Below are 24,235 nucleotides of genomic sequence, written 5' to 3'. Positions count from 1 at the left end.
ATTTTATGTCTAAACAAAAAGCTCCTTTTTTTAAACGACTGGGCAGACTTTGCCGTTTGGCAGCTTGGTTATTCAGAACCGGCCGGGATTTGCGTGCCATCGATGGCAACAATGCAGAGGAACGCAATCACGCTGTGGTTGTTTTGGGAAAAGGTGCGTTGGATGCTTTGGATATCGAATTGGAAATCGGTGTGCCGCCTCAAGGAAATGTGAGCGGTACTTTGGTCGTTGCCAACCATGTGTCTTGGTTGGATATTTTTGCCATGAGCGCCGTTTATCCGAGCAGTTTTATTGCAAAAAAGGAAATCAGCGATTGGCCGGTTTTGGGTAAAATGGGTAAAAATGCCGGTACGGTGTTTATTAACCGCAATTCCCGCCGTGATGTCGAGCCGATTAATCAGGCGATTTGTGCGGCATTGAAAGCAGGGCAGAATGTAAGTTTTTTCCCCGAGGCACGCACTTCTTCCGGCTTGGGTATTTTGCCGTTTAAAGCTGCTCTGTTCCAATCGGCTATTGATGCGAAAGCACCGATTCAGGCGGTAACCTTACGCTATTATGATGACGAAGGACAACGGACGGATCTGCCATCCTATGCGGAGGTAAATCTGTTTCAGTCTTTATGGCGCATTGTTTCTATGAAGAAAATCCGTATCCGTTTGGATTTCTTGCCACAGTACAAACCGACAGATATGCCTGATAAAGACCGCTATGCTTTGAAGGATGTTGCGGAAACAGCCATCGGCGAAATTGTGGCTTCGGATTCTCCCGTTCAGCCCTTACCTAAAAAATAATTTCAGTCAGGCACTTGTTTTATTTCAGACGGCCTCCATTTAGAGGAACAGCTGTTTTCGGTTTAATTGAATTGATAGTTTGATGTAATTAATATTATTTGAACTATAAATTATACAAATCGATAGGCCTGCATTAAAATGCAAGCATTGATTCATTTCTCAAACCCGAATTTTTAAGGAGCTTAAAAATGGCTTTGCAAGATCGTACCGGTCAAAAAGTACCTTCCGTAGTATTCCGCACTCGCGTTGGCGACACTTGGAAAGATGTTTCTACTGATGATTTGTTCAAAGGCAAAAAAGTAGTCGTGTTCTCTCTGCCTGGCGCATTTACTCCAACTTGCTCTTCTTCTCACCTGCCACGCTACAACGAATTGTTTGGTGCGTTCAAAGAAAACGGTGTTGACGCAATCTACTGCGTATCTGTAAACGACACTTTCGTAATGAACGCTTGGGCTGCTGAAGAAGAAGCCGACAACATCTATATGATCCCTGATGGCAACGGTGAATTCACTGAAGGCATGGGCATGTTGGTTGGCAAAGAAGACTTGGGCTTCGGCAAACGCTCTTGGCGTTACTCCATGCTGGTTAACGACGGCGTGATTGAAAAAATGTTTATCGAACCTGAAGAACCAGGCGATCCTTTCAAAGTGTCTGACGCTGACACTATGTTGAAATTTATCGCTCCTGAGTGGAAAGCTCAAGAGTCTGTTGCCATCTTCACCAAACCTGGCTGCCAATTCTGTGCTAAAGCTAAAAAAGCTCTGCAAGACAAAGGCTTGTCTTACGAAGAAATCGTATTGGGCAAAGATGCAACTGTTACTTCCGTACGCGCTATTACCGGCAAGATGACTGCTCCTCAAGTATTCATCGGCGGCAAATACATCGGCGGCAGCGAAGACTTGGAAGCTTACTTGGCTAAAAACTAATTGCCTGTATGCTTGAGACGGCTTGAAAAGGCCGTCTGAAAGACCCAAATATAGAGTTATTCAGACGACGTTTGTAAATCGGCGTTCTGAATAACTCTATATTTACAAGTAGAATTTGAGATTATTGTTTTAAATCGATATTTAGGTATTAGCTATTAATTTTTAAATTTTGATAGTTTATGAAGTTTAGGCCGTCTGAAAACGGATAACCTGATGGCAATATCGGTTTGGATATAAACAGTAAGGATAAAATATGAAAAAGATTCAAGCAGATGTAGTAGTACTGGGTGGCGGTACAGCCGGTATGGGCGCATTTCGCAATGCCCGACTTCATACAGACAATGTTTACCTGATTGAAAACAATGTATTCGGAACAACTTGTGCGCGTGTCGGCTGTATGCCGTCCAAATTGCTGATTGCGGCTGCGGAAGCGCGCCATCATGCTCTGCATACCGATCCGTTTGGCGTGCATTTGGATAAAGACAGCGTAACGGTAAACGGCGAAGAAGTCATGCACCGCGTGAAGTCCGAACGCGACCGTTTTGTCGGTTTTGTAGTCAGCGATGTAGAAGAGTGGCCTGCCGACAAGCGTATTATGGGTACAGCAAAATTTGTTGACGAACACACCGTCCAAATCGATGACCATACTCAAATCACTGCAAAAAGTTTTGTGATTGCCACCGGTTCGCGTCCTGTGATTTTCCCTCAGTGGGAAGTTTTAGGCGATCGCTTGATTGTGAACGATGATGTTTTCTCTTGGGATACCCTGCCTAAGAGTGTGGCCGTATTCGGCCCTGGCGTAATCGGCTTAGAGTTGGGTCAGGCTTTGCACCGTTTGGGCGTAAAAGTTGAAATTTTTGGCGTGGCCGGTGCGATTGGCGGTATTTCCGATCCTGTTGTCGCAGAAGAAGCCAAAACCGTTTTTGGTGAAGAGTTGACTTTGCATTTGGATGCCAAAACCGAGGTTAAACTTGACGCAGAAGGCAATGTTGAAGTTCACTGGGAACAAGATGGCGAAAAAGGTGTGTTCCATGCCGAATATGCTTTGGCTGCCGCCGGTCGTCGTCCGAACGTGGACAATATCGGTTTGGAAAACCTGAATATCGAAAAAGATGCGCGTGGCGTGCCTGTTGCCGATCCGCTGACCATGCAAACCAGCATTCCGCACATCTTCATCGCGGGCGATGCGTCCAATCAATTGCCTCTGCTGCATGAAGCTTCTGACCAAGGCAAAATTGCCGGTCACAATGCCGCTATTTTCCCGAATATTGAGGGTGGTTTGCGCCGTAGCGTAATCGGCGTGGTATTCACCAGTCCGCAAATTGCCACTATCGGCTTGAAATACGCGCAAGTTGCGGCGAAATATCAACCTGATGAGTTTGTAATCGGCGAAGTTTCCTTCCGAAACCAAGGCCGTAGCCGCGTTATGTTGGTCAACAAAGGCCATATGCGTTTGTATGCTGAAAAAGCAACCGGCCGTTTCATTGGTGCGGAAGTTGTCGGCCCTGCTGCCGAACATTTGGCACACTTGATGGCTTGGGCGCATCAAATGAAGATGACGATTCCGCAAATGCTGGATATGCCGTTTTACCATCCGGTTATCGAGGAAGGTCTGCGTACTGCATTGCGTGATGCCGATGCAAAATTGAAACAGGCTTGATTATTTGATGGAATAAAGGCCGTCTGAAACTCGTAGTGAGGTTTCAGACGGCCTTTTTTATGCTTTGAAGTTTGTTAAATCAATTCTAAATCCGGACCGGCATTTTGCGCACGACGGCTTCGTAATTGAATGTCTAAGCGCAAGTCATGGGCGGAGTCGGCATTTTTAATGGCGTCTTGATAGCTTATATCGCCGTTTTCATACAAATCATACAAGGCTTGGTCAAAAGTGATCATGCCCATGCCGGTTGATTTTTTCATCATTTCTTTGATGTTGTGGACTTCGCCTTTTTGAATCAAATCGGCAATAATTGGCGAATTGAGCAAAACTTCGACAGCCGCCACACGACCCCGGCCACTTTCACGGGGAATCAGACGTTGTGAAATAAAGGCTTGCAGGTTGAGCGACAAGTCGGTCAGCAACTGGGTACGGCGCTCTTCGGGGAAGAAGTTGATGATGCGGTCGAGCGCTTGGTTGGTACTGTTGGCATGCAGTGTCGCCATACACAAATGGCCGGTTTCCGCGAAGGAAATAGCATAGTCCATGGTCTCGCGGTCGCGGATTTCGCCAATCAGAATGACATCCGGTGCCTGACGCAGGGTGTTTTTCAATGCAATCGGCCAATTTTCGGTATCTACACCGATTTCTCGTTGGGTGATGATGCAGTTTTTGTGTTGGTGGATAAACTCAATCGGATCTTCGATGGTAATGATGTGGTCGAAGCTGTTTTCGTTTCGATAGTCGATAAGGGAGGCAAGGGAAGTGGACTTGCCCGAACCTGTACCGCCGACAAAAATAATCAGGCCGCGTTTTCTGAGGGCAATGTCTTTCAGAATCGGTGGCAGATTGAGCGTTTCAAATTTAGGGATATTGCTGGTAATGGAGCGAAACACCAATGCAGTTGCACCGCGTTGGACCATTGCATTGACACGGAAGCGGCTGGTATCAGGCAGGCTGATGGCGAAGTTACATTCGTTGGTGGAAGAAAATTCTTCGATTTGTTTGGAAGACATAATCGAAAAAGCGATTTCCATACATTTTTCAGCACTCAGCGGCTCATCGCTCAGTCGTGTGATTTTACCGTCCACTTTCATGGCCGGCGGGAAATTGGTGGTAATGAAAAGGTCGGAGCCTTTGTATTTGTTCATATGGCGTAGCCAAGCGAACAATTCTTCTTTTGCGCCCGGAGTATTTTCGTCAAACATAAGAATTTAGATAGTTAATATTAAGTTATTTTATTGAGAATAATTATAACAGAAGCAATCATTATTTGCTGTTTGCTAGCTAGAGTGGCTATCTGTTTTAAATTGAGTGTCGTTCTAGGAATATAGCAGATTTTTCAGTATCCCTGTGATTTTAAATTCTGCTGTTATAATGTTGCTCGATTAGTGAATGGAAAGGTAACGAGATGTCAGTACAAACAATTGCCGTGGTCGGCGCAATGGAGCAGGAAATCGAGCTTTTGCGTGAAAGCATGGCCAATGTCAAGCATGTGTCCTTCGGTAAATTCTCGGCGTATGAAGGCGAATTGGCCGGAAAACGCATGGTATTGGTTTTGAGCGGTATCGGTAAGGTCAATGCGGCGGTTTCGACTTCTTGGGTCATTCATCAGTTTGCACCGGATTGCGTCATCAATACCGGCAGTGCAGGCGGTTTGGGCAAGGGCCTGAAGGTTGGTGATGTGGTTATCGGCGAAACTGTGGCGCATCACGATGTCGATGTAACGGCTTTTGGTTATGTTTGGGGGCAAGTACCGCAACTTCCTGCTGTGTTTGCATCGGATAAAAACCTGATTTGCCAAGCAGAAAAGGCGGCGCAAGTGTTTGAAGGTGCGGCCGTAACGCAAGGCCTGATTGTCAGTGGCGACCGTTTTGTGCACAGCAGTGAAGGTGTCGCGGAAATCCGCAGCCATTTCCTAGACGTAAAAGCAGTGGAAATGGAAGCTGCGGCGATTGCGCAGACTTGTTACCAGTTGGAAGTGCCATTTGTGATTATTCGCGCTGTATCCGATTCGGCAGATGAGAAAGCGGACATCAGCTTTGAAGAGTTTTTGAAAACGGCGGCCGTCAGCTCGGCGAAGATGGTAACCGAGATTGTCAAATCGCTATAAAATCATGCAGAAACGTTGAATTTCCGTTAGAATACGGTACGATTCAACCTTATTCTAAGGCCGTCTGAAAACCGAATCCCTGTTTTTTCAGACGGCCTTTCCGACTTTAATTGCATTTATCTTAATAACAATATGAAAAACATACGGAATTTCTCCATTATTGCCCACATCGACCACGGTAAATCGACGCTTGCCGACCGTTTTATCCAATACTGCGGCGGTTTGGATTTGCGCGAAATGAGTACGCAGGTGCTCGACTCCATGGACATCGAAAAAGAGCGCGGCATTACCATTAAAGCGCAAACCGCCGCGCTCAACTATAAAGCACGAGACGGGCAGGTGTATCAGCTCAATCTGATTGATACTCCGGGACACGTCGACTTCTCTTACGAAGTTTCCCGTTCGCTGTCGGCTTGCGAAGGCGCGCTTTTGGTGGTTGACGCGTCTCAAGGCGTAGAAGCGCAAACCGTGGCGAACTGCTATACCGCGATTGATTTGGGCGTGGAAGTCGTGCCTGTTTTGAACAAAATTGACTTGCCTGCCGCAGAACCCGAACGCGTGGAGCAGGAAATTGAAGACATTATCGGCATTGATGCCGTCGGTGCGGTTCAATGTTCTGCCAAAAGCGGCATTGGTGTGGAAGATGTTTTGGAAGAAATCGTTGCCAAAATTCCCGCGCCGACCGGCGACGAAAACGCGCCGCTGCAAGCCGTTATCGTCGATTCGTGGTTTGACAACTACGTCGGTGTGGTCATGTTGATTCGTGTGAAAAACGGCACCATCAAGCTGAAAGACAAAGTGCGCTTTATGAGCACCAAGGCGGAAACGCAGGTCGAACAGCTGGGCGTATTCACACCAAAATCAGTTCAAAAACAAGAACTGAAAGCCGGCGAAGTGGGCTTTTTGATTACCGGCGTGAAAGAATTGGGTCAGGCGAAAGTCGGCGATACGGTTACTTTGGTTGCCAACCCTGCCTCTGAGCCGCTGCCCGGCTTCCAAGAAGTACAAAGCCAAGTATTTGCAGGCCTCTATCCTGTGGAAAGCCACGATTATGAAGCTTTGCGTGACGCGTTGGAAAAATTGCAGCTGAACGATGCTTCGTTGAAATTTGAGCCTGAAGTTTCCCAAGCATTAGGTTTCGGCTTCCGTTGCGGCTTCTTGGGCCTGTTGCACTTGGAAATCGTGCAGGAGCGTTTGGAGCGCGAGTTCGACATGGACTTGATTACCACTGCGCCAACGGTGGTTTATGAAGTCGTGTTGAAAAACGGCGAGAAAATCGAAGTTGAAAATCCGTCCAAACTGCCTGAAATCAGCACCATCGAAACCATTCTTGAGCCGATTATTACTGCGACCATCCTCGTGCCGCAGGAATATGTCGGTAACGTTATGACTTTGTGTAATCAAAAGCGCGGCGTCCAGGTCAATATGCAATACATGGGCCGCCAAGTCATGCTGACTTATGATTTGCCGATGAACGAAGTCGTAATGGATTTCTTCGATAAGCTTAAGTCGACTTCACGCGGTTATGCTTCGTTGGACTACCATTTCAAAGAGTTCCAACCGTCTGATTTGATTAAGCTCGACATCATGGTCAACGGCGAAAAAGTCGATGCCCTGAGCCTGATTGTCCACCGTCAAAGCGCTGTTCACCGAGGCCGCGAGCTGGCAGCGAAAATGCGCGAACTGATTCCGCGCCAAATGTTCGACATCGCCGTCCAGGCCGCCATCGGCAGCCAGATTATCGCCCGCGAAAACGTCAAAGCCTTGCGTAAAAACGTTTTGGCGAAATGTTACGGTGGCGATATTACGCGTAAGAAAAAACTTCTTGAAAAACAAAAAGCAGGTAAGCGCCGCATGAAACAAGTGGGCAATGTGGAAATCCCGCAAAGCGCGTTCTTGGCGATTCTGCAAGTGAGTGATAAATAATGAGTATAAATCTGACTTTAGGTGCAATCGTTGTACTGCTGGCCGGCTTAGTCCTCAACTTCAAAAGCAGCAAAGAGCGTCAGGAAAACGACGAATGGAGCTCCGGCCTGCAATGGAGTTATCTCTTGTGCATGGTCGGCGTATTCGGCATTTTGTCCGAATTTATGAGCTTTACCGCCGTATTGCTGGTGTTTGTCGTGTTCACCGGTATTGTTTGGGCAATCCATAAAGGTCGTCTGAAAAAAAGCGAGACCGGCGAAGACAATGCGCATTTTACCGACTACATGGGCGGCTTTTTCCCCATCATCTTGGTTATCTTTGTGTTGCGCAGCTTTATTGCCGAGCCGTTCCAAATTCCGTCCAGCTCCATGCGTCCGGGCTTGGTCAAAGGCGATTTTATCTTGGTGAACAAATTTTCTTACGGTATCCGCCTGCCGATTTTGAATAAGGTCATTATCCCTGTTGGCAATATTGCCCGAGGCGATGTCGTGGTGTTCAATTACCCACTTCAGCCTGAGATGAATTACATCAAACGTATCGTCGGTATTCCGGGCGACGTTGTGGAATACCGTGATAAGGTTTTGACTGTTAACGGTGAAATTATTTCTGAGAAACCAAATGGCAATTATCAATACGCAGATGATACCGATCCGTCTATGATTCATACGCTTGAGCGTTTTCAGACGGCCTTGAACGGCAAAAACTTTGATGTGGTCAAAGAGGCCGGTCAACCTTCCGTATCTATTGCAGTATTGAACAAATATACCTCCGAAGTGATGCCTGAAAGCAATTACTCGCTTGAAACAAGCGGTTTGGAAAATTGCGAATACGCAGAAGACGGCAATGGCTTTATCTGTAAAGTTCCCGAAGGCCGTTATTTCGCGATGGGCGACAACCGCGACAACAGCGCCGATTCCCGTTATTGGGGATTTGTCGATGACAAACTGATTGTCGGTAAAGCCTTCTTCGTTTGGATGAACTTTGGCGAACTCAGCCGTATCGGTACCAGTATCAAATAAGCAATAACAGATTAAAAGGCCGCGTGAAAAATTTCAGACGGCCTTTTTTGTATCTATTTTTTGTCTTTTAACGAACCTAAATAAATCGCCAATAAAGTCAAAGTGGCACCGCTCCATTGGACGGTATTAATCGGTTTATCCAGCCAGAAATAATCGATCAGCATGGCGGCGACTGGTTCGGAGAGCAGTAGGAGGCCGGTCAGTGACAAGGATAAAAGCGGGATGGCGTAAGCAATCAATGCCCAAGCGAAGCATTGCATAACGATGCCGTAGATGGAGACTAGAATCACATCGTTTAAAGTTTTGGGGTAAAGATGGGCGGCATCGAATAGCAGTGATGGGATGACCAGCGCCATTGCGCCGCCGAAGCTTAAAATCATCATCAGAGGAAACAAACCGACTTTTTCCTGCTCATGGGTTTTGCGTACGAAAACCATAGACAGGGCCAGCATGGCACCGGACACTACGCCGCTGACAAATCCCCATGCGGCATTGTCGTTATGACCGAATTCTGGGCTGCCAATTAAGGCTACGCCTATGGTGGCCAATATCAAACTTAAAATTTGCAGGGCACTTAAACGTTCAGAATAAAAGAAGAAGCCGATGGCGGCTAAAAAGAAAATCTGCAGGCTGTTGAGCAAGGTGGAAATGCCGGGGCCTACGGCGTGAATGCTTTCATGCCAAAGGGCGAGGTCGAATGCGAGGAAAACGCCGGATAAGATTGCGTAGCCAACTGTTTTTCTTTTCGTGGGCATTTTTTGTCTGAAAAAACGACCGAGCAGGAAGAATATAGGGGCGGCGATCAGCAGGCGCCAGAATGCGATGGCGTAAGAGCCGACATCGACAAATTTGACGATCAAACTGCCCAAGCCGAAGACGACGCAGCCGACGACCAGCAGGGGTGCTGCATAATTTCCCGAACGTGTCTCCATCGGCTTCTCCAAGAATGAAATGAAGACGATTATTCCATAAAATATAGCTGGGGCGCTAATGATAAATAGTGGTAAGCCAAGATAAAGGGTTTATGATGAAAGGCCGTCTGAAAACTTTTTCAGACGGCCTTTTGATGATTTTCTGGCTTGATTTCGTATTGTTGTAGTATAAAATCGTTTTACGCCGTGTTTTCAGACGGCCTGATCAGTTTTGGTTTTGAGAAAAGGATATTGGAAATGGCAAACCCTATTCGTGCGTTTTTGGATTATGTGCCGTCGGTTGATGAGTCTTGTTTTGTAGATGAGACTTCGGTAGTGATTGGCGAAGTGTCGCTGGCGGAAGATGTATCGATATGGCCTTATGCCGTATTGCGCGGCGATGTGAACAGTATTTCTATCGGCAAACGCAGTAATGTGCAGGACGGCAGCGTTTTGCATGTGTCGCATAAGAATGCGGCAAAACCTGACGGTTCGCCTTTGATTATCGGCGATGATGTGACGATTGGGCATAAGGTCATGCTGCATGGCTGTCGAATTGGGAATCGTGTGTTGGTGGGCATGGGCTCGATTATTTTGGATGATACGGTTGTCGAGGATGATGTAATGATAGGCGCGGGCAGTTTGGTGCCGCCGCGCAAACGTTTGGAAAGCGGTTTTTTATACGTCGGCTCGCCTGTGAGACAAGTGCGTCCGCTGACGGATGAGGAAAAGGCATTTTTGACGTATTCTTCTGCGCATTATGTCCGTCTGTCCGGTCAGCATAAAATTTCAAAATAAGGAAAACCAATACAATGAACGCAATTTATCTGGCTTCGGGCAGTCCGCGCCGTCGTGAGATTTTGGAGAATTTGGGTTTCACGGTACGCCGCCTTCCTGCGGATATTGATGAAACCCCTAAAGAAGACGAAGCCGCAGTAGAGTATGTGCGCCGTATGGCCTGCGAGAAAAATGAGGCGGCGGTGGCACAATGGTTTGCTACTCATGATCAAGAGCCTGAGTTTGCTGTGTTAACGGCAGATACGACGGTGGCGGATGGTGCGGTTATTTTGGGTAAACCGGAATCCGAGGCGGATGCGGTCGATATGCTGGAACGTTTGTCCGGACGGACTCACCAGGTACTGACGGCAGTATGCGTTTACTGGCAAGGCGTGCGCCATGATGTGGTGCAGACGAGCGAAGTGCGCTTTAAAACGTTGACGGCTGAGGAGATTGCAGCCTATGTTGCCAGCGGCGAGCCGATGGACAAAGCCGGTGCGTATGGGATTCAGGGCTTGGGCGGCGTATTTGTCGAGCATTTGCAGGGTAGCTTTACCGGCGTGATGGGTTTGCCGGTTTATGAGACCGCGCAACTACTGAAATCTTTGGGTTTGGAAGCGCCGCCGTTTGCTTAAAATTAGGCAAATGCCGTCTGAAAGCGTGCCGACAAAAACGCCTGTTTCAGTTACAATATTGCCTTAAACAGCTTGCTTGAAGAAAGATATGAAAGAACATAAGGCCCGGAAACGCTTCGGGCAGAATTTTTTGCAGGATACGCGGATTATTAGCGATATTGTCAACGCGGTCAGACCGCAGCCCGATGATATCGTGATTGAAATCGGCCCGGGCTTGGCAGCCATTACCGAGCCTTTGGCGAAAAAACTCAATCGCCTGCATGTTTGCGAAATCGACCGCGACATCGTACGCCGTCTGAAAACCTTGCCGTTTGCAGATAAATTGGTGATACACGAAGGCGATGTATTACAGTTTGATTTCAACAGCATTGAAGGTAAGAAAAAAATTGTCGGTAACCTACCGTACAATATTTCCACGCCGCTTTTGTTTCGATTGAGCGAAGTGGCAGACGATGTGATCGATATGCACTTTATGCTGCAAAAAGAAGTGGTCGAACGCATGGTGGCGCAGCCAAAAACCAACGACTATGGCCGTCTGGGTGTAATGTTGCAATATTTCTTCGATATGGAAATGTTGATTGAAGTACCGCCCGAGTCTTTTGATCCTGCGCCGAAAGTAGATTCGGCCGTCGTGCGCATGATTCCGGTAAAACACCGTATCGGTAAAGCGGAAGATTTTGAACATTTTGCCAAACTGGTGAAACTGGCTTTTCATCAGCGCCGCAAAACCATACGCAATAATTTGAAGGAACTTGCCGGCGATGAGGATTTGCAGGCAGTCGGCATCAATCCGCAGGACAGGGCAGAACACATTGCCGCTGAGAAATATGTGGAATTGAGCAATTATCTGGTTCAAAAGGCCGTCTGAAAGGTTGGGAACTTAATGTTGAAAAAATATGTCTGGTGTGGGCTGGCTGTACTTATTACCGGTACGGCATTTGCATTAGGCACCGGCGGAGAAGAAAACCTGCGGCGCAAAGCAAAAGCCGGCGATGCTGAAGCGCAATATCTGCTGGCCATGCAGTTGGAAATGACAACAGACCCTGTAAACCTCAAAGAAAGCGAGTTTTACTATTGGCTGAAAAAAGCCGCAGAAAACGGCGAGGGAGCGGCACAAGACTTACTTGATGATATTGAAGCTGAATATGATAAAACAGCTTTAGAAGACGAACTTGCGCCTAACGGTTCACAAAAATTGATGAATGAAGTTTTCAAACTGGAAAATCAGAAGCAGAAAAATTATCCGCTGATCAAAGAAAAATTATTTAAAGCTGCAACTTTGAGCAACTACGCAGCTTTAGCAGATACCGCATGGCTGTTTGGAAATCGGGACAATGCGCAGAAATACGGCGTTCCCTTCCATCCCCTGAAAGCCTGCATCCTGTCGGTATATACCAACAACCGTTATGGCGACTTGAACAAAGATGCATTGGATATATTGTGTCGCGGCATTTATACCAAGGACAACAGTGAGAAAATCGAGCATTACGCCAAACAAATTAAAAACAGGCCGTCCAAAATCTGGTCAATTTTAGAGAATGTCAAATAAACATGATTAAATTCAAAAACGTACACAAACATTTTAAAGATTTGCACGTTATCAACGGCGTGAATCTGGAAGTCAAGCAAGGCGAAGTGGTCGTTGTATGCGGCCCTTCAGGCAGTGGCAAATCGACGCTGATTCGTACGGTAAACCAACTTGAGCGCATTGAAAGCGGCGAGATTTGGGTGGACGGCATCAATGTTGCTGATCCGAAAACCGATTTGAACAAAGTGCGCGAAGAAGTGGGTTTTGTGTTCCAAGGCTTCAATCTGTATCCGCATTTGACTGTCTTGGAAAATATTATTCTTTCTCCGATGAAAGTGAAAAACCAAAGCCGTGAAGAAGCGGAAAAGAAAGCGATGGAGCTTTTGGAACGCGTCGGCTTGGCGCATAAAAAAGACGCGCTGCCCGGCCAGCTTTCCGGCGGTCAACAGCAGCGTGTGGCGATTGCACGCGGTTTGGCGATGGAGCCGCGCGTGATGTTGTTTGACGAGCCGACTTCCGCGCTTGACCCTGAAATGGTCGGCGAAGTATTGAAAGTGATGAAAGACTTGGCGGAAAGCGGCATGACCATGATGTGTGTGACCCATGAAATGGGTTTTGCGCGCGAAGTCGCCGACCGTGTGATTTTTGTCGATAAAGGCCAGATTCTGGAAGATGAAACGCCGGAAGAATTTTTTACTAATCCGAAACACGAGCGTGCCAAACAGTTCCTGCAACAGGTGATGACACATTAAACTCGGGCCGTCTGAAATTTCAGACGGCATGATCGGTTTGAATGATTTTGAAAGTTGAAAATAATGTATTTTGTTGACCGTACCGCTGTTGTGCTGAAGCCGACCGCCCGTTTTTTGGAATGGCTGAAATCCGCCGATGAAAATATGCCCGACCTGACCGTCGAGCAACTGCGCACCAACTGCTCCGTATTCCTTGTGCCGCAATTTGACGAACCCGAATCCGTCATTTCTTATTTTGACGAACGTTACCAGCAGATTTTTGAAGCCGAATTGGCAGGCTGGGACATTGATAAAAGCAAATGGCCGCAAGACATGAGTTTGAAAGCTTTTTGGGAATTTTTCGATACCGAAATCCACGATATGGTTTTAGATATGGAAGAGGCGGAATTGAACATTACGCCTGTTTTCGACAATATGATGTAAAGCCGTGCGCAGTTTTCAGACGGCCTTAAAGCCCTCGCGTTCTTTGAAAATTCTGATTGTCTTCTTACACCTTTCGGCGGTTGCCTTATGCCTTGCCGAGTTTTACGGCTGGATGATGTGGCTAGGTTTGGCGGCATTGGCTGGCAGTTTTACCTATGCTTGGCGCAACGTTAATTTTCAGACTCGAAATGCGGTCAGAAAAATCATCATCGACCGTCAATACCGTGCAACGGTTTACTTGAATGACGAGAAAGAAGGAAGAAGCGCGGTTTTGCAAGATGGCAGTATGTTGACAGTTTATGCTTTGTTTCTGCAATGGAATGTTGATGGAAAAATGGTTAAACACTGTATCTTGCCCGACATGACCGACCGCGATGCCTACCGCCGTCTGAAAGTGTGGGCACGCTGGTGCCGGGGAAAAGAAGACAAAGCAGAACTTGCGGCAGATATGGATTAAACGGCTGTTTCAGACGGCCTTTTGAAGTGATAAATACTAATGAAAACATTACAAGACTGGCTTTCTCATTTGGAAACTGCCCATAGTTCCGGCCTTATCGATATGGGTTTGGAACGCGTGGGAGAAGTGAAAAAACGCATGAATTTGGTGCCGCAATGTCCTGTCGTGGTGGTGGCGGGTACCAATGGTAAAGGTTCCGTATGTGCCTATTTGTCGCATATTTATAAAGAGGCCGGTTTTAAAGTCGGTACGCTGACCAGTCCGCACCTTCTGCGTTACAACGAACGAATCGCCATCAACACTCAGCCAGTTTCAGATGAATTGATTGTTTCCTCATTTGAGCGGATCGAAGCGGCACGCGGCGAAATTTCGCTGACGTATTTTGAGTTTAATGCTTTGGCTGCCGTTGATATTTTCATGCATGAAAATGTGGACGTAATGATTTTGGAAGTCGGTTTGGGCGGACGATTGGATGCTGTGAATGTATTTGACGGCGACTGCTCGGTTGTTACCAGCGTGGATTTGGATCATCAGGCATTTTTGGGTGATACCGTCGAGCAGGTTGGTTTTGAAAAAGCCGGAGTGTTCCGTAGCGGCAAGCCTGCCGTATGCGGTCAGAATCCTGCGCCAGAATCATTGCTCAAACACGCAGAAGAAATTGGTGCAAAACTATTGATGGTTCAACGTGATTTTGATTTTGCGTCAATGGAAAGCGTACAGTGGAACTACCGCTTCCATCCGCAATCTTCAGACGGCCAAAGCCGTAACCGCAATTCCTTGCCATTTCCTGCTTTGCGCGGTGCCTATCAGTTGTCCAATACCGCGTGTGCATTGACGGTTTTGGAATGTTTGAACGAACAATTGCCGGTTGATATCGGCGCGATTAAACGCGGTTTGCTGTTGGTTGAGAATCCTGGACGTTTCCAAGTTTTGCCCGGCCGTCCGCTGGTGGTTTTGGATGTCGGCCACAATCCGCACGCAGCCCGTGCTTTGCGCCGCAGCCTGATTAACCTTGCCTTTGCCCAAAAACGTACCGCCGTATTCAGTATGTTGTCCGATAAAGATATTGATGGCGTGCTGGAAATCGTTAAAGATCAGTTTGACGAGTGGAATATCGCGCCTTTAGATGTACCGCGCGGCATGACGGTGGAGGCTTTGCAGGCTAAACTGTCTGAACACGGCATCGACAATGTAAATGTTTTTGAAACTGTCGCTGCTGCCTACCGCGCTGCTTTGGCTAAAGCAACCGAAAATGATAGAATCGTTGTTTTCGGCTCATTCCATACTGTTGCCGATGTAATGGCTGTTTTGAAAGAACACTAACGAGGAAATTATCATGTCCGACAATAAACAAAAAGAAACTCCAAACGGATACGATTTAGACGGTTACGAACGACTCAAACGTCGCAACCGCCGTCGCTTGGTCTTGGCCTCCGGCTTGGTGGTAGCATCGGGTATGCTGTTCGGTTTGGCACTGACTTCTGGCGACGATAAAAATTCACCGTTTAAAGAAGCGCCTGTCGGTCAGAGCCAAGTCAAAACGGCTGATGAGCCGAGCAAGGCGGTTGTTTTAGAGCCTAATAAAGAGGATGTTGCCGCTGCTGAGGAGGCTGCCCGCCATGCGGATGCCGAAGCACCAAATAAACCGCAAAATGCAGGCGACGAAGAAGACAATGCGCCGGTTGAAGTATTGAAGCCAAACCGCGAATCTGCTCCCGAAGATGTTGGCGAGCCGTTGGTTTTGATCAACGATACTTTGGATGACGGCAATATTAAAGGCTTGGAAGAGTCCGAACGTATTCAACGCGCCGAGGCTGCCAAACGTGAAGCTGCGGAGCGCCGAGCCGAAGAACGCCGCCAACGTCAGGCTGAACAACGTGCTGCAGCGGCCCGTAAAACACAAGCCCAACAGGAAGCTGTTGAGAAAGAAAGCGCATTGGCAGCTAAAAAACGCGCACTTCAAGCGCGTGCTGAAAAAGCAGAGCGCGAAGCCGCTGCCGAACGCAATAAATTGGCACAATTGGAAAAAGCAGAGAAAGCCATTGCCGAGCGTAAATCTGCCAAAAACAGCAAAGACAGCGTAAAAGACAAGGCCGAACCTGCCAAGAAAGCAGAAGCCAAAGTTGAAAAACCAAAAAATGAAAAGGCTAAACCAGAAACGGCCAAAGCAGAAAAAGCCGATAAGGTAAAAACTGCCGAGAAGCCGTCTGAAAAAGCCAAACCTAAAGCTGAAAAAGAAACAGCAGAAGCCAAGCCTGCGAAAAAAGCCGCCATTCAGGCTGGTTATGCCGAAAAAGAACGCGCACAAAGCCTGCAACGTAAAATGAAAGCCGCAGGTATCGATTCGACCATTACTGAGGTCATGACCGATAAAGGTAAGGTGTATCGCGTGAAATCAGCCAGTTATAAAAATGCACGCGATGCAGAGCGCGATCTGAACAAATTGCGTGTACATGGCATTGCCGGTCAGGTGACCAGTGAGTAATCTGCCTGTTGCCGATTTGTTGGCGGCCGCCGTCATCGTCATCTGCATCATTATCTCGTTGACACGGGGTATTATTGCCGAAGCAGGGGCGATGGTGGCGTGGGTGGTGTCGTTTATTGCAGCCAGAACGCTTGCCGTGCCGTTTGCCGATGTGGTCTTTAAATCGGTTGAGCCGCATTCCTTGGCGGTTGCGATGGGCTTTGCCGCTGTGTTTTTTCTGGCATGGTTGTTGCAGAAACTGGCACGATCTCTGTTGAGCAGTTTGATGTCTGCCGTTGGTTTGGGAAGCATCAACCGTTTGCTTGGTGGCGTATTCGGTGCAGTGAAAGGTGTGATTTTGGTGACACTGGCAGTGATGGTTTTTTCACACACTGATTTGCCGAAAACGGAAGAGTGGCAAAGTTCGCACACAATTCCGTATTTTGAATCACTTGCCGATGCTGCAATGCCTTATTTGCCTGGAAAAGATACCGCAATGCCGCATCTTTCGGATAAAGCAGCTGAAGTTGAAGAATTGGATGATTGAGTTTGACGGATTCAGACGGCCCATGGGTCGTCTGAATCCGTTTTTATTTGCGTAAATTTGACATCATATTGTCAACAATTCGAGCAAACTCATCTAAATTATTTTATAATGACGGTTTACCCATTTAATCTTCAAACTCGGAGAAGCACGATATGTGTGGTGTATTAGGTTTGGTTAGTCATGAGCCGGTCAATCAGATGTTGTATGATGGTTTGCAGATGTTGCAACACCGTGGTCAGGACGCAGCAGGTATTGTTACTGCCGAAGGCAATATATTTCATATGCACAAAGGCAAAGGCATGGTGCGCGAAGTGTTCCGTACCCGCAACATGCGCGACTTGGTCGGTAATGCCGGCATTGCACACGTCCGCTATCCGACTGCAGGCAATGCGGGCAGCAGCGCAGAGGCTCAGCCGTTTTATGTCAGCTCCCCATTCGGCATTGTTTTGGCACACAACGGTAATCTGACCAATACCGAAGAGCTGTATGAAAACGTATGCAACAAACACCTGCGCCACGTTAATACCAGCTCCGATTCTGAAGTCCTACTCAATGTATTCGCGCACGAATTACGCCGCGAAGTCTCTAAAAATACAGCCCCTTATCAACTTACCATCGACAATATTTTCAACGCCGTTTCCGAAGTACACCGCATAGTGCGCGGTGCATACGGTGTCGTAGCCATGATTGCCGGATATGGCATGGTTGCCTTCCGCGATCCTCACGGTATCCGTCCGTTGGTATTGGGTTCGCAAACCGATGAATCCGGTAAAAAATCGTATGCCGTTGCCTCTGAATCAGTTGCTTTCAACGCACTTGCCTATGACTTGGAACGCGATATCCAGCCGGGTGAAGCCGTGTTTGTCAGCTTTGACGGTTCAATCGTGTCCCGTCAATGCAGTGATAAAGTCAAACTCAGCCCTTGTCTCTTTGAATACGTCTATTTCGCGCGCCCCGACTCCGTCATCGACGGTGTATCCATCTATCAGGCGCGTCTGGATATGGGCGTTTCTTTAGCGGAAAAAATCAAACGCGAGTTGCCCGTCGACGATATCGATGTCGTGATGCCGATTCCTGATACCAGCCGACCCAGCGCGATGGAGCTTGCCGTCCATCTCGAAAAACCATATCGCGAAGGTCTGATTAAAAACCGCTATATCGGCCGCACCTTCATCATGCCCGGACAAGCAACGCGTAAAAAATCAGTACGCCAAAAACTCAGTCCGATGGAAACCGAGTTTAACGGCAAAAGCGTTTTGTTGGTGGATGATTCCATTGTGCGCGGTACGACCAGCCGTGAAATCGTTGAAATGGTACGTGCGGCAGGTGCGCGCAAAGTCTACATTGCTTCCGCTGCTCCCGAAGTGCGCTATCCGAATGTGTACGGTATCGATATGCCGACCCGTGAAGAACTGATTGCAAACGGCCGCAGCGCAGCAGAAATCTCGGCCGAGATTGGCGCGGACGGCATCGTCTTCCAAAACTTAGAAGACCTGGAAGCAGTAGTCAAAGCACTCAATCCAAAAATCGAATCCTTTGATTCTTCATGCTTCAACGGTGTTTATCAAACCGGTGATATCGATGAGGCGTATCTGAACCGCCTCTCTACTGAAAAATCAGGTTGTGGCGGTTTGAAAGTTCATCCAAGCAAAATGGAACACAGCATCAGTATCAGCGATAGCGATAGTGATGATGAAGAATAAAGTAAATTGACTTACAATAAAGGCCGTCTGAAAATTAACGTTCAGACGGCCTTTAATTATGTTTTAGACACATCATGAGTACCGAAACCAAAAATTACATCACGCCTACCGGCTGGCAGGCACTGAAAGACGAACTTTATCATTTGGTCAACAAAGAGCGTCCCGAAATTGTCCAAATCGTTAACTGGGCGGCAAGCAATGGCGACCGCAGCGAGAATGGCGACTATCTTTACGGCAAACGCCGTATGCGCGAAATCGACCGCCGTATCCGTTTCCTAACCAAACGCTTGGAAGCAGCCGTCGTCGTCGATCCTGAAGCGCGTGAAGCCACGGACCAGATTTTTTTCAGCGCCACCGTTGGTTTATTGCGCGGAGACGGTCGTGAACAAACCGTCAAAATCGTCGGCGTAGATGAAATCGATACCGCTAAAAACAAAATTTCATGGATTTCCCCTTTGGCGCGCAGCCTGATTAAAGCACGCGAAGGCGATGAAGTTGTCTTGGATACACCGGAAGGGCGTGAGGTTATAGAGATTCTGTCGGTGGAATATATTAAGATTGACTGATTATGCGTGAATAAAAACTATAAAGGCCGTCTGAAAATATACTTTCAGACGGCCTGAGACCTTTGCAAAATTCCTTTCCTTCCAACAGCCGAAATCCAAACACAGGTTTTCGGCTGTTTTCGCCTCCAATTACTCCTGATTTTACCCAAATTCCCCCTTTTTTCTCCCCGGACACCCCATAATCAGGCATCCGGCCGCCTTTTAGGCAGCTACAGGCGCACTTAGCCTGTTGGCGGCTTTCAAAAGGTTCAAACACATCGCCTTCAGATGGCTTTGCGCACTCACTTTGAGCAGCCCGAAATAGGCTGCCCGCGCATAGCGGAATTTACGGTGCAGCGTACCGAAGCTTTGTTCGACCACATAACGGGTCTTCGACAAATATCGGTTGCGTTTGGTTTGCGCTTCCGTCAGCGGATGTTTACGGTGGGCTTTGCGCATAATGCCGTCCTGCAGTCGACGCTCTTCCAGATATTGACGGTTTTCCGCACTGTCATAGCCTTTATCGGCATAGATAGTCGTGCCTTCGGCTATCCCTTCTAGCAAAGGCGACAGATGTTTGCACTCATGGGCATTGGCGGGGGTAATGTGCAGTTTCTCGATATAGCCTTCCCCATCGGTACGGGTATGTTGTTTGTAACCGAGTTTGTAGAGGCCGTTTTTCTTTATCCAACGGGCATCGCTGTCTTTACTCGGTGTGGTTTGGCTGCTGACTTGTCCTTCTTCATCGACTTCTATGGCCTGGCGCTGTTTGCTGCCGGCGGTCTGGATAATGGTGGCGTCAATGACGGCGGCGGATGCTTTCTCTACTTTTAAGCCTTTTTCGGTCAGTTGGCGGTTGATCAGTTCCAATAATTCGGACAGGGTGTTGTCTTGCGCAAGCCAGTTGCGGTAACGGCATAAGGTGCTGTAATCGGGGATGCTCAGTTCGTCAAAACGGCAAAACAGGTTGAAATCGATGCGGGTGATGAGGCTGTGTTCGAGTTCGGGATCGGAGAGGCTGTGCCATTGTCCGAGCAGGATAGCTTTGAACATGGACAACAGGGGATAGGCGGGACGGCCGCGGTGGTCTCTAAGGTAACGGGTTCTTTGACGATTCAGGTACTGTTCGATCGGTTGCCAATCAATCACCTGATCCAACTTCAATAGTGGGAAACGGTCGATGTGTTTGGCAATCATGGCTTGTGCGGTTTGCTGGAAGAAGGTGCTCATGGAAAATCCCCTAAATGTCTTGGTGGGAATTTAGGGGATTTTGGGGAATTTTGCAAAGGTCTCGGCCTTTTATTGATTGTATCTACGCTTTTAAGATTTTCCGGCTTTATCTCCGATTTTGCTTTCTTTGCCTTGAATTAGGTTTTGAATATTGCTTTTATGGCGGTACAACACCAATGCGGCAATGAATACGGTTGCCCATGCCCAAGAGGCGTGTGGCATCATGAAGAAAGCGAAGATGGGTGCGCAGACGGTGGCGACCAGTGCGGCGAGTGAGGATACTTTGAAACCGAATGCCATGACCAGCCAAACCAAGGTGCAGAGCAGGGCGGTTGCGGGGGAGAGGGCGAGTAAGACGCCCAATGCGGTGGCTACGCCTTTGCCGCCTTTAAAATTGAAAAATATTGGCCACATATGGCCGACCAATGCGGCGATGGCGACTAGGGCTATCGTTGCATCAGACAAATTTAAAGCATCTTGCAGGCAGCGTGCCAAGATGACGGCAACCAAGCCTTTTAATGCATCGCCGAGCAAGGTCAGTGCGGCCGCTTTTTTCTTACCGCTGCGCAAGACGTTGGTGGCACCGGGATTGCCGGAGCCGTAAGTGCGCGGATCGTCCATGCCGTAATATTTTGATACGATGACGGCAAAGGACAGGGAACCGATAAGATAGGCGGCAATAATGGCGAGTACATTGAACATTTTGGGTGCTTTACTTAAAATGGGAACGGTTATTCTATCAAAAAAACGGACAGGCAAATGGATAAAATCTTTTTGTACGGCATGAAGGCCGATACTTTAATCGGCCTATATGATTGGGAACGCGAGCGTAAACAGACTTTGATTTTGGATTTGGAAATCAGCGTTCCCGAGCGTACCGGCACGAGCGACGATATCGGCGACACCATTCATTATGGCGAAGTATGCGAAGTCGTACGCCGCAGCCTTGCCGAACAGGATTTTTTACTGTTGGAAACTTTAGCGGAATATATCGCCCAATTGATTTTAAATGATTTTGGTGCGGCCAAAGTGCGCGTCCGTATTGTGAAGCCGGGTATCCTGCCTGATGTGGCGCAGGTCGGTATTGAAATTGAACGTGCTCGGGAATAGGGCTTATTTATGCCGTCTGAAAAAGGATTTCAGACGGCCTTTAATATTTAATAATATGGAAATGAGGTAAAAAATGGATTTGAAGGAAACTAAATTAAGCAGCGAGCCAATCTATGAGGGTTCTTTTGTTACCATCAGCCGCGATCGGGTGCGCCTGCCTAACGGCAACGAAAGCCAACGGGTTGTGATCCGTCATCCGGGTGCTGCGTGTGTATTGGCGGAAACGGAAGACGGTAAAGTTGTTTTGGTGCGCCAATGGCGTTATGCCGCCGATCAGGCGACGTTGGAATTGCCGGCGGGTAAATTGGATGTAGCGGACGAAGATCCTGCCGAATGCGCTTTGCGTGAGTTGGCGGAAGAAACGCCATATGTCGCCGACAGTGTCAAACTGTTGTACTCCTTTTATACTGCAGTCGGTTTTTGCGATGAAAAAATGTATCTCTACCAAGCGCAAGGCGTGCGTTTGGGCAGCGAGTTGAGCAACGATGAGGATGAAATTACAGAAACCGTCCTGATGAGCAAGGACGAGGTGCGCAATGCATTGGCAAACGATGAAATTAAAGATGGTAAGACTTTGATTGGTTTGCAGTATTGGTTGGCTCAGAATTGATATGTTAAGCAGAAAATCCTTGATGAATTTCTGAATACTTGAGCCTGATATTTAGATAATAAGGTTTCATACAAACAAGGCCGTCTGAAAAAGCTTTCAGACGGCCTTGTTTTATTTTATAGCCGGATTTTAACCTAATAAAGCCGGTGCAAACCGTGTAATCGTATCGCGCAAAACGATGAGTTTGCCGTGGAAGAAGTGGGACGAACCGGCAATGGTGACAACAGGCAGGCCTTGTGGTTCTGCCCATGTCAGGGCTTTGTTGATTTCGACGACTTCGTCTTCCGCGCCATGAATCATCAATGTTTTGGCGACATCGGGAACATTGGATGGTTCAGGGCGGTCGGTGTAGTAATGGACGGCTGCGCCCATCAGTAACAGCAAATCAGGCGTGCGCGCTTGTGCGGCAAAGGTGGAAACGTAGCCGCCGAATGAGAAACCGGCCAGAACGAATTGCGGCGCGTCAGGATGTTGCGCGCGGGCGTAGTCGATAACGGCAATACAGTCTTGCGTTTCACCACGGCCGTAGTCGTGTTCGCCTTGGCTATTGCCTACGCCGCGCAAATTGGGCAGGTAGCAATGGAAACCGAGTTGACTGAGGGCTTTGGCGGCGGTTTGGATGACTTTGTTGGTGTTGGTGCCGCCTTGCAGGGGATTGGGATGGTTGATGACGGCAACGCCGCGGGCGGATTCTTGTGTGCTTGGCAGGTAGATGGTTTCCAGCAAACCGACCGGGCCGGGGATTTGAATGATGTCGGGTTTGAGCATGAGTGTGTCCTTGTTTGTTTTCAGACGGCCTGAAGCGGTTTACAGATAAAAATTCTTGCCGTTGTTTTGATTATTGGCTTTCAAATCGGCAAGCATCCGTTTGAAGTCCAAGCTGTACTTTTCGCTTAATTTTTCGGCGCGTTTTTTTAAGTTGTCGAGATTTTGTTCTTTGGGGCTGCTTTGGAACGCCATGACCGCTACGTTGCCGTGGCTTTCGGCAGGCAGCTCGAGTACGCGGCCATCAAAGACGTTGAGCAGGCGTTCGACAAAGCGTTGATAACGCTGGTCGCCGCTCCACCAGTTGGTGACAAATACGCCGTCGGGAGAGAGGGCGTTGCGGCAGTCTTGGAAGAAGGGTTCTTCTACCAAAGCATCAATAATCTGTTCGCCGTCAAAACCATCTACCAAAATTACATCGGTATTGTGGCGGAATACTTTAATATATTCCGCACCATCTGCCTCGATAATTTCAAAATTTTCGCCTTCGTGCGGCAATTCAAACAGGCTGCGCGCTACGGCGATGACTTGAGGATTGATGTCTACGGCGGTTTGCTTTGTGTGGGGCAGATAGCTGTCTATCCAACGGGCAAACGAGCCACCGCCTAAGCCGATTTGGGTGATGTGTTTGGGCGGGGTTTCTGCAAACAGCAGCCAACCCATCATGGCGCGGCTGTACGACAACACCAGCTCGGACGGATGATCGACATTCATGGAGCTTTGAATGGTGTCGCTGCCCAAGTGCAGGGAACGGATATTGCCTTCTTCGGAAATGCCGACTTCGGGCAGATGAGATTTGGCTGGGCGCAGGCGGCGGTAAGGATGGCGGGGTGGCATGGGTGCAGACGAAAGATATAAAAGGCGTTATTTTAACAGAAACAATGATGTTTTGCGCTGGGGCGGTTTTCAGACAGCCTTTGTGTGTGTTGGATGGAAAGATAAAGCAGGGATTTAATTTTCTTTAAAATCATTGGTTTTGATAATTTCGTAAGTAACTTTGTTTTAAAATGCTTGCCAAGATGGGAACTTATCGGCATAATGCCGACTTCCTTGCCGGTATAGCTCAGTTGGTAGAGCACCTGACTTGTAATCAGGGGGTCCCGAGTTCGACTCTTGGTGCCGGCACCAGTTAAAGACTGATGGTGCCGCAAGGCATTCCAGTAAGCCGGTATAGCTCAGTTGGTAGAGCACCTGACTTGTAATCAGGGGGTCCCGAGTTCGACTCTTGGTGCCGGCACCAATTAAAAGCCCGATTGTGAAAGCAGTCGGGCTTTTTGCTTATGCTTTGATATTTTAAGAGCAGACCTTATAATACCGCGTTTCCATTACAACAAAGGGCTGCCCGT

26 protein-coding genes and 2 tRNA genes are annotated in these 24,235 nt (G+C 48.0%); 22 read left to right on the top strand and 6 right to left on the bottom strand.

Annotation, left to right across the window (positions count from 1 at the left end; translation table 11 throughout):
- The first annotated feature begins 5 nt into the window (after positions 1-5).
- The 3 genes from KCG55_RS00475 (at position 6) to KCG55_RS00465 (ending at position 3,377) form a co-directional block, all read left to right on the top strand.
- Positions 6-791: a 1-acylglycerol-3-phosphate O-acyltransferase gene (locus tag KCG55_RS00475; RefSeq protein WP_254323064.1), complete on the top strand. Its 786-nt coding sequence runs from the start codon at positions 6-8 to the stop codon at positions 789-791.
- A gap of 188 nt (positions 792-979) precedes the next feature.
- Complete coding sequence (locus tag KCG55_RS00470) at positions 980-1,717, top strand: redoxin family protein (protein ID WP_254323063.1); 738 nt, start codon at positions 980-982, stop codon at positions 1,715-1,717.
- Positions 1,718-1,970: 253 nt separating this feature from the next.
- Positions 1,971-3,377 (top strand): dihydrolipoyl dehydrogenase, encoded by a 1,407-nt coding sequence (locus KCG55_RS00465; protein ID WP_049331494.1) that lies wholly within the window; start codon positions 1,971-1,973, stop codon positions 3,375-3,377.
- A gap of 74 nt (positions 3,378-3,451) precedes the next feature.
- Here the strand turns inward: KCG55_RS00465 and KCG55_RS00460 are convergent, their stop codons facing one another.
- Positions 3,452-4,582, bottom strand: a complete 1,131-nt coding sequence (locus KCG55_RS00460) for a PilT/PilU family type 4a pilus ATPase (RefSeq protein ID WP_070590824.1) — start codon at positions 4,580-4,582, stop codon at positions 3,452-3,454.
- A gap of 203 nt (positions 4,583-4,785) precedes the next feature.
- Here KCG55_RS00460 and KCG55_RS00455 point away from each other — a divergent pair, with 203 nt between their 5' ends.
- The 3 genes from KCG55_RS00455 to lepB all read left to right on the top strand — a co-directional run bounded on the left by KCG55_RS00455 (position 4,786) and on the right by lepB (position 8,432).
- Entirely contained in the window at positions 4,786-5,487 is a 702-nt protein-coding gene (locus KCG55_RS00455) for a 5'-methylthioadenosine/adenosylhomocysteine nucleosidase (protein WP_063075415.1), read from the top strand.
- Between the two features lie 132 nt (positions 5,488-5,619).
- A complete protein-coding gene (gene lepA, locus KCG55_RS00450) occupies positions 5,620-7,413 on the top strand; it encodes a translation elongation factor 4 (RefSeq protein WP_049351467.1) in 1,794 nt (597 codons plus the stop codon).
- Positions 7,413-8,432 carry a signal peptidase I gene (lepB, locus tag KCG55_RS00445; RefSeq protein ID WP_254323062.1) on the top strand — a complete coding sequence of 340 codons (1,020 nt, stop codon included), beginning with the start codon at positions 7,413-7,415 and terminating at the stop codon, positions 8,430-8,432. Before lepA ends, lepB begins: the two co-directional genes overlap by 1 nt.
- 53 nt (positions 8,433-8,485) lie before the next feature.
- Here lepB and KCG55_RS00440 read toward each other — a convergent pair whose 3' ends face one another.
- Entirely contained in the window at positions 8,486-9,364 is an 879-nt protein-coding gene (locus KCG55_RS00440; protein ID WP_254323061.1) for a DMT family transporter, read from the bottom strand.
- Between the two features lie 237 nt (positions 9,365-9,601).
- Between KCG55_RS00440 and KCG55_RS00435 the strand changes: the two genes are divergently transcribed.
- From KCG55_RS00435 to greB, 12 genes are all read left to right on the top strand, one after another.
- The gene (locus KCG55_RS00435; protein WP_254323060.1) at positions 9,602-10,141 is read left to right on the top strand and encodes a gamma carbonic anhydrase family protein; all 540 of its coding nucleotides are present in this window, start codon (positions 9,602-9,604) and stop codon (positions 10,139-10,141) included.
- 14 nt (positions 10,142-10,155) lie between these two features.
- Positions 10,156-10,755, top strand: a complete 600-nt coding sequence (locus tag KCG55_RS00430; RefSeq protein WP_254323059.1) for a Maf family protein — start codon at positions 10,156-10,158, stop codon at positions 10,753-10,755.
- A gap of 88 nt (positions 10,756-10,843) precedes the next feature.
- Positions 10,844-11,623: a 16S rRNA (adenine(1518)-N(6)/adenine(1519)-N(6))-dimethyltransferase RsmA gene (rsmA, locus tag KCG55_RS00425; protein ID WP_188209818.1), complete on the top strand. Its 780-nt coding sequence runs from the start codon at positions 10,844-10,846 to the stop codon at positions 11,621-11,623.
- A gap of 15 nt (positions 11,624-11,638) precedes the next feature.
- Positions 11,639-12,304, top strand: coding sequence for a sel1 repeat family protein (locus KCG55_RS00420; protein WP_188209817.1), 666 nt, complete (start codon positions 11,639-11,641; stop codon positions 12,302-12,304).
- A 2-nt stretch (positions 12,305-12,306) separates the two neighbouring features.
- A complete protein-coding gene (locus KCG55_RS00415) occupies positions 12,307-13,035 on the top strand; it encodes an amino acid ABC transporter ATP-binding protein (RefSeq protein ID WP_003747231.1) in 729 nt (242 codons plus the stop codon).
- A gap of 63 nt (positions 13,036-13,098) precedes the next feature.
- Positions 13,099-13,458, top strand: a complete 360-nt coding sequence (locus KCG55_RS00410) for a hypothetical protein (protein ID WP_003747228.1) — start codon at positions 13,099-13,101, stop codon at positions 13,456-13,458.
- 4 nt (positions 13,459-13,462) lie between these two features.
- Entirely contained in the window at positions 13,463-13,915 is a 453-nt protein-coding gene (locus KCG55_RS00405; protein ID WP_254323058.1) for a protein YgfX, read from the top strand.
- Positions 13,916-13,954: 39 nt separating this feature from the next.
- Positions 13,955-15,238: a bifunctional tetrahydrofolate synthase/dihydrofolate synthase gene (gene folC / locus KCG55_RS00400; protein WP_254323057.1), complete on the top strand. Its 1,284-nt coding sequence runs from the start codon at positions 13,955-13,957 to the stop codon at positions 15,236-15,238.
- Between the two features lie 13 nt (positions 15,239-15,251).
- On the top strand, positions 15,252-16,400 hold the full coding sequence (ftsN, locus tag KCG55_RS00395) for a cell division protein FtsN (RefSeq protein ID WP_254323056.1): 1,149 nt from the start codon (positions 15,252-15,254) through the stop codon (positions 16,398-16,400).
- Positions 16,393-16,926, top strand: a complete 534-nt coding sequence (locus tag KCG55_RS00390; protein ID WP_254323055.1) for a CvpA family protein — start codon at positions 16,393-16,395, stop codon at positions 16,924-16,926. The genes ftsN and KCG55_RS00390 overlap by 8 nt, the downstream gene beginning before the upstream one ends.
- 152 nt (positions 16,927-17,078) lie before the next feature.
- On the top strand, positions 17,079-18,629 hold the full coding sequence (purF, locus tag KCG55_RS00385) for an amidophosphoribosyltransferase (RefSeq protein WP_254323054.1): 1,551 nt from the start codon (positions 17,079-17,081) through the stop codon (positions 18,627-18,629).
- A gap of 74 nt (positions 18,630-18,703) precedes the next feature.
- Positions 18,704-19,195: a transcription elongation factor GreB gene (gene greB / locus KCG55_RS00380; protein WP_003685038.1), complete on the top strand. Its 492-nt coding sequence runs from the start codon at positions 18,704-18,706 to the stop codon at positions 19,193-19,195.
- A gap of 201 nt (positions 19,196-19,396) precedes the next feature.
- On the opposite strand, the gene KCG55_RS00375 is transcribed toward greB, so the two are convergent.
- Positions 19,397-20,404, bottom strand: a complete 1,008-nt coding sequence (locus tag KCG55_RS00375; RefSeq protein WP_254322406.1) for an IS5 family transposase — start codon at positions 20,402-20,404, stop codon at positions 19,397-19,399.
- A 90-nt stretch (positions 20,405-20,494) separates the two neighbouring features.
- Positions 20,495-21,106, bottom strand: coding sequence for a glycerol-3-phosphate 1-O-acyltransferase PlsY (plsY, locus tag KCG55_RS00370; protein WP_254323053.1), 612 nt, complete (start codon positions 21,104-21,106; stop codon positions 20,495-20,497).
- 57 nt (positions 21,107-21,163) lie between these two features.
- On the opposite strand from plsY, the gene folB reads away from it, so the two are divergent.
- Positions 21,164-21,514, top strand: a complete 351-nt coding sequence (gene folB / locus KCG55_RS00365; RefSeq protein ID WP_254323052.1) for a dihydroneopterin aldolase — start codon at positions 21,164-21,166, stop codon at positions 21,512-21,514.
- A gap of 73 nt (positions 21,515-21,587) precedes the next feature.
- Complete coding sequence (locus KCG55_RS00360; protein WP_128581800.1) at positions 21,588-22,124, top strand: NUDIX hydrolase; 537 nt, start codon at positions 21,588-21,590, stop codon at positions 22,122-22,124.
- Positions 22,125-22,253: 129 nt separating this feature from the next.
- Here KCG55_RS00360 and KCG55_RS00355 read toward each other — a convergent pair whose 3' ends face one another.
- The gene (locus tag KCG55_RS00355) at positions 22,254-22,892 is read right to left on the bottom strand and encodes an alpha/beta hydrolase (RefSeq protein WP_254323051.1); all 639 of its coding nucleotides are present in this window, start codon (positions 22,890-22,892) and stop codon (positions 22,254-22,256) included.
- Between the two features lie 39 nt (positions 22,893-22,931).
- Positions 22,932-23,726, bottom strand: coding sequence for a polyamine aminopropyltransferase (locus KCG55_RS00350; protein ID WP_254323050.1), 795 nt, complete (start codon positions 23,724-23,726; stop codon positions 22,932-22,934).
- 215 nt (positions 23,727-23,941) lie between these two features.
- Here KCG55_RS00350 and KCG55_RS00345 point away from each other — a divergent pair.
- Both KCG55_RS00345 and KCG55_RS00340 read left to right on the top strand, forming a co-directional pair.
- Positions 23,942-24,017: transfer RNA gene (locus KCG55_RS00345), tRNA-Thr, on the top strand.
- 36 nt (positions 24,018-24,053) lie between these two features.
- Positions 24,054-24,129 (top strand) — tRNA-Thr (locus KCG55_RS00340).
- Positions 24,130-24,235 lie beyond the last annotated feature (106 nt).

Origin of the sequence: Neisseria subflava, from assembly GCF_024205745.1 — a bacterium.
Lineage (GTDB): Bacteria > Pseudomonadota > Gammaproteobacteria > Burkholderiales > Neisseriaceae > Neisseria > Neisseria flavescens_B.
This window is presented reverse-complemented; position numbering and strand designations above follow the sequence as displayed.

Excerpts from the sequence above, each read along its gene's own strand:
- ftsN (WP_254323056.1), top strand. The coding sequence starts at position 15,252 with ATGTCCGACAATAAACAAAAAGAAACTCCAAACGGATACGATTTAGAC.
- KCG55_RS00355 (WP_254323051.1), bottom strand. The coding sequence starts at position 22,892 with ATGCTCAAACCCGACATCATTCAAATCCCCGGCCCGGTCGGTTTGCTG.
- folC (WP_254323057.1), top strand. The coding sequence starts at position 13,955 with ATGAAAACATTACAAGACTGGCTTTCTCATTTGGAAACTGCCCATAGT.
- rsmA (WP_188209818.1), top strand. The coding sequence starts at position 10,844 with ATGAAAGAACATAAGGCCCGGAAACGCTTCGGGCAGAATTTTTTGCAG.
- KCG55_RS00460 (WP_070590824.1), bottom strand. The coding sequence starts at position 4,582 with ATGTTTGACGAAAATACTCCGGGCGCAAAAGAAGAATTGTTCGCTTGG.
- KCG55_RS00350 (WP_254323050.1), bottom strand. The coding sequence starts at position 23,726 with ATGCCACCCCGCCATCCTTACCGCCGCCTGCGCCCAGCCAAATCTCAT.
- plsY (WP_254323053.1), bottom strand. The coding sequence starts at position 21,106 with ATGTTCAATGTACTCGCCATTATTGCCGCCTATCTTATCGGTTCCCTG.
- KCG55_RS00465 (WP_049331494.1), top strand. The coding sequence starts at position 1,971 with ATGAAAAAGATTCAAGCAGATGTAGTAGTACTGGGTGGCGGTACAGCC.
- lepA (WP_049351467.1), top strand. The coding sequence starts at position 5,620 with ATGAAAAACATACGGAATTTCTCCATTATTGCCCACATCGACCACGGT.
- KCG55_RS00415 (WP_003747231.1), top strand. The coding sequence starts at position 12,307 with ATGATTAAATTCAAAAACGTACACAAACATTTTAAAGATTTGCACGTT.
- greB (WP_003685038.1), top strand. The coding sequence starts at position 18,704 with ATGAGTACCGAAACCAAAAATTACATCACGCCTACCGGCTGGCAGGCA.
- KCG55_RS00375 (WP_254322406.1), bottom strand. The coding sequence starts at position 20,404 with ATGAGCACCTTCTTCCAGCAAACCGCACAAGCCATGATTGCCAAACAC.
- KCG55_RS00475 (WP_254323064.1), top strand. The coding sequence starts at position 6 with ATGTCTAAACAAAAAGCTCCTTTTTTTAAACGACTGGGCAGACTTTGC.
- KCG55_RS00360 (WP_128581800.1), top strand. The coding sequence starts at position 21,588 with ATGGATTTGAAGGAAACTAAATTAAGCAGCGAGCCAATCTATGAGGGT.
- KCG55_RS00430 (WP_254323059.1), top strand. The coding sequence starts at position 10,156 with ATGAACGCAATTTATCTGGCTTCGGGCAGTCCGCGCCGTCGTGAGATT.
- KCG55_RS00410 (WP_003747228.1), top strand. The coding sequence starts at position 13,099 with ATGTATTTTGTTGACCGTACCGCTGTTGTGCTGAAGCCGACCGCCCGT.
- KCG55_RS00470 (WP_254323063.1), top strand. The coding sequence starts at position 980 with ATGGCTTTGCAAGATCGTACCGGTCAAAAAGTACCTTCCGTAGTATTC.
- KCG55_RS00440 (WP_254323061.1), bottom strand. The coding sequence starts at position 9,364 with ATGGAGACACGTTCGGGAAATTATGCAGCACCCCTGCTGGTCGTCGGC.
- KCG55_RS00455 (WP_063075415.1), top strand. The coding sequence starts at position 4,786 with ATGTCAGTACAAACAATTGCCGTGGTCGGCGCAATGGAGCAGGAAATC.
- purF (WP_254323054.1), top strand. The coding sequence starts at position 17,079 with ATGTGTGGTGTATTAGGTTTGGTTAGTCATGAGCCGGTCAATCAGATG.
- folB (WP_254323052.1), top strand. The coding sequence starts at position 21,164 with ATGGATAAAATCTTTTTGTACGGCATGAAGGCCGATACTTTAATCGGC.
- KCG55_RS00435 (WP_254323060.1), top strand. The coding sequence starts at position 9,602 with ATGGCAAACCCTATTCGTGCGTTTTTGGATTATGTGCCGTCGGTTGAT.
- lepB (WP_254323062.1), top strand. The coding sequence starts at position 7,413 with ATGAGTATAAATCTGACTTTAGGTGCAATCGTTGTACTGCTGGCCGGC.
- KCG55_RS00420 (WP_188209817.1), top strand. The coding sequence starts at position 11,639 with ATGTTGAAAAAATATGTCTGGTGTGGGCTGGCTGTACTTATTACCGGT.